This window comes from Thioalkalivibrio sp. (assembly GCF_007692535.1).
In the GTDB taxonomy this organism is placed as follows: Bacteria; Pseudomonadota; Gammaproteobacteria; order Ectothiorhodospirales; family Ectothiorhodospiraceae; genus Thioalkalivibrio.
The window spans coordinates 1-3,577 of sequence record NZ_REBW01000025.1 but is presented as its reverse complement, the minus strand read 5'-3'; the positions used below and the strand labels follow the sequence as shown (position 1 = coordinate 3,577).

Annotated in this window: 5 protein-coding genes; all 5 read right to left on the bottom strand. The window is 64.0% G+C overall.

What is annotated here, in order from left to right; all coding sequences use genetic code 11:
- Positions 1–64: 64 nt before the first annotated feature.
- Complete coding sequence (locus EA346_RS00400; RefSeq protein ID WP_296754228.1) at positions 65–379, bottom strand: flagellar protein FliT; 315 nt, start codon at positions 377–379, stop codon at positions 65–67.
- A gap of 7 nt (positions 380–386) precedes the next feature.
- Positions 387–806: a flagellar export chaperone FliS gene (gene fliS, locus EA346_RS00395; protein WP_296754226.1), complete on the bottom strand. Its 420-nt coding sequence runs from the start codon at positions 804–806 to the stop codon at positions 387–389.
- Positions 807–891: 85 nt separating this feature from the next.
- Positions 892–2,262 (bottom strand): flagellar filament capping protein FliD, encoded by a 1,371-nt coding sequence (gene fliD, locus EA346_RS00390; RefSeq protein ID WP_296754224.1) that lies wholly within the window; start codon positions 2,260–2,262, stop codon positions 892–894.
- 128 nt (positions 2,263–2,390) lie between these two features.
- Complete coding sequence (locus EA346_RS00385) at positions 2,391–2,774, bottom strand: flagellar protein FlaG (protein WP_296754221.1); 384 nt, start codon at positions 2,772–2,774, stop codon at positions 2,391–2,393.
- 108 nt (positions 2,775–2,882) lie between these two features.
- Positions 2,883–3,577: flagellin (locus tag EA346_RS00380; protein ID WP_296754218.1), on the bottom strand; the 695-nt coding region annotated here is incomplete at its 5' end.

The following is a 3,577-nucleotide window of genomic DNA, read 5'->3' as shown; positions in this document are numbered from 1 at the left end:
CAAGCGATGGGGCATTGGAGCAGGACCCCCGCCCGCTGGCAAGCGGGCGGCAGCCACCCGAGAATCATGCGTTGTCCTCGTAGGCCCGGGTACCCCGGCGGCCCCTGGCTGAGGTCCGGCGCGCCTCGGCCAGCCGCTCCCGTTGGGCCTCGGCCAGCTCCAGCAGGCGATGGTGCCGATCGCGCAACCGTTTCAGGCCATCGGCCAGCGGTCCCGGATCGTCGTCGCCGACACCCTGGACCACCGCCTGCGAGGCGTCCCGGCAGCGGGCGTCCAACTCGGCCACCCGTTCCCAGCGCCCGGCCTCGGCCTGCACCAGCGCCTCGTCCAGGAGGGCAAGCGCCTGCTCCAGACTTGCGGAGGCCGTAGCGCCGACCATGGCCGTGTCAGCCGCGCCCGATGGCAAAGGCCGACTGCTGCTGCGGGATCGCGTCCCAGCCCGACTTCACCTCGCGCAGCAGGTTGGCCACCTCGTCGAGAATCTGTACGTCGTCGCGCAGGTTGGCCTCGGCGAGGCGCCGCTCCATGTACTCGTACAGGGATCGGAGGTTGGCGGCGATCTCTCCGCCGCGCTCCATGTCCAGATGAGCGCGCAGTCCATCGATGATGGCGATGGCCCGGGAAATGCGGTCACCCTTCACGGCCACATCACCCTGGCGCATCGCACCGCGGGCGATCGCGATGCGGTCCAGCGCACCCTCGAACAACAGTTGAATGAGACGGTGGGGGTCGGCCTCACTCACCTCGGCCAGTGGCCCCGCGTTGCGGTACTGGTTGAGCGCCTGTTGGATACCAGTCTGATACATGGAGCTGCCCTCTTAAATGATAAAATTGATCAACTAAATCATTTTTACAGTTGTATTCACGATGTTTTTGTACTTCACAAACGACCTAACCTTTACGGTTTTGCTGGAGCATCGCGGTCAACGCACCCAGCTGCTGGTCGAGAAACTGGCTGGTGTTCTGCAACTGCCCCACCAGGGCATCCATGGTGCTGAATTGCCGCACCATCCGCGCCTCGAACTTCTCGATGCGGTTCTCCAGCAGATCCCGCTGCCGGTCGATATCACTGATCCGGCTGCGCAGACCATCGGTACGGGCATCAAGCAGACCACCGGATTGCGTAAACCCCTTCACGGTATCGCGCAGCCCCCCGCTCACCTCGTTGACCAGCCCGATCACTCCCCGGAAATCCTGCTCCATGGCCCTGTCCAGGGTCGCGCTGTCGAGCCTGAGGTTGCCGTTACGGTCCGAGTTCAAGCCCAGGTTCACCAGGTTGGTGAAGACCGCTTCGGCGTCTCCAGCAGAGCGCAGCAGCCCGTCGGTGAGTCGGCTGCGGATCGAACGCAGGGTGCCGTCACCCACCAGCACGGCGCCCTCCTGGGTTTCCGGGTTGTACTTCGTCAGTTCGCGGACCGTATCCACGACGCCGTTGTAAGCCTGGACGAGCTCCTCGAGCGCGGTACGCACGGCATCCCGGTCCTGGCCGACGGTCACGGTGATGGGTGCCCCCGGTTCCGTGGTGCCCTTCAGGTCCAGCGTCAGACCCTCCACTGTATTCCCGAGGCTGTTGCTGGCACTGGTGATCGCGAGCCCGTTGACCACGATCTGCGCATCCTGGGGTTCGACCGTCTGGATCAGGTTGCCGGTTGCCAGCAGGGAGAGACGGTTTCCACCTTCACCGGCATCTTCCGCCACGGTCAGCGAGATCGTGTTGTCTGCGCCGGTCTTTGCCGAACTGAGCACCAGGCGCGCGCCCTCGCCGTCGTTGATGATGCTGGCCTGCACACCGGTGCTCGCCTGATTAATCGCATCGCGAATACCGCGCAGACTGTTGTTTTCACTGTCAATGACGATGTCAACGGCCTGACCGTCACCCAACTGGAGGGTCAGGACCCCTGTGCCTACGGGGTCATCGGCGTTATCAAAACCAGCGCTGGCCAGCGACTGGGCAACGGCGAGCTGGCTGATCTCGACGCTGTACGCGCCCGGTGACGCTTCGCCCGTTGCGGCCACACTCAGGCGGCTGCTGTCGGAGGACGCGGCAGTGCGCCCCTCCTGAAGCTTGGCCAGCTTGTCCAACGCCGTCTCCAGTCCGGACAAGCCGCCCTTGATCGAGCCAAAGGCGGACAAGCGCGCCTGCAGATCCCCCTCGCGCTGGTTCAGCCGCTTTTCCTTGGGCGCACGTTCCGCGGTCACGAGTTGCTCGACCAGCGAACTCAGGTCGAGACCGGAACCGATACCCAGCGCACTAATCGACATCCCATGCCCCTGCTTTCAAGAATCGAACCGCCGGTCGGTTGACGGCCCGTGCGTGCCGCATTCCGGAACACCGGGCCGCGGCGCATGCTTTCATTCAATCAACGTGTCCGCATACAAACTTCGTGCCACTAAGCCTTCTCGATGAGGCCGACGCTGTCGAAACCGCCCTGTTCACTCAGGTGCTCCGCCAACGCCACCGCCGCTTCCGACGGAATCTGGCGTATCACCGCTTTGCTGCCCGCATCCAGAACCGTGATCACCGGGCGCCCACTGTTTTCGTCCACGCTGAACTGCAGTTCCCGCTTGACCGTCTGGAGGTAGTCGTTGAGCGACTCGACCACGGCGGGGAGATTCCTCGGTGCCTCAGGAACCTCCCGCGAGGGCAATTCCTTGCCGCCCCCCGCCGCAACCAGCGGCTCGACCCTGCCGTCGGCTCGCGAGGGCTTTGGAGCCCTGGCAACGTTGGTGAGCAGCGGGTCCTGCAAGAGGCTGATGGCGCTTTCCTTCAACATGTCCGAACCCTCAGTGTGCTAGCAAAAAAAGGGGCGGGCGCGTTCACACGAGCCCACCCTCCGCGCCGTCCCTGGCGCCCGATTACTGATGGAGGCCGAACCCACGGCTTACTGGAGCAGTGCCAGCACGCTCTGGGTTGAGGCATTGGCCTGCGACAGCACCGAGATGCCGGCCTGCTGGAGGATCTGGGCCTTGGTCAGCGCGGCGGTCTCGGCTGCGAAGTCCGCATCCTGGATCCGCGAACGGGCGGCGGACTGGTTCTCGACCGACACGCTCAGGTTGGAGATCGTGGACTCGAAGCGGACCTGCACCGCACCGAGTTCGGCCCGCAGCGAGTTGATCTGAGTCAAAGCCCCGTCCACAGCCCCCAGCGCCTGCGTGGCAGCTTCGCGGGTCGACAAATCAACCTCAGTCAGGTTCACCTGGGTTGCCGTCACTATTGATTCGAACAGGTCCACCTCATCCCCCGCGCCCCCCCCAACCAACGTCACCTCGCCGCCGCTGACGGTGAAGTCCTCGGCGCTGAAGTTCGCGGTAATGGCGATGGTCGTCGAACCGTCGTTATTCACTCGGAGCGAAGCCTGGAATCCTGCATCCGCGATCGCTGCAGCGTCAGCGTCACCAGCCGCCACACGTTCCGCGATTGCGGTGTTGATCACTCGAACCGCGTCTTCCAACGTGGTGACGTCGGTCATGTTAGCGTCAATGGCCTCGGTAAGCCCGTCTGCCGTGTCGATCTCGATGTCTTTGATGGCCGCAATACCAACATCCTTGATCTGACTCTGCGTCAAGCCCTCGTTGC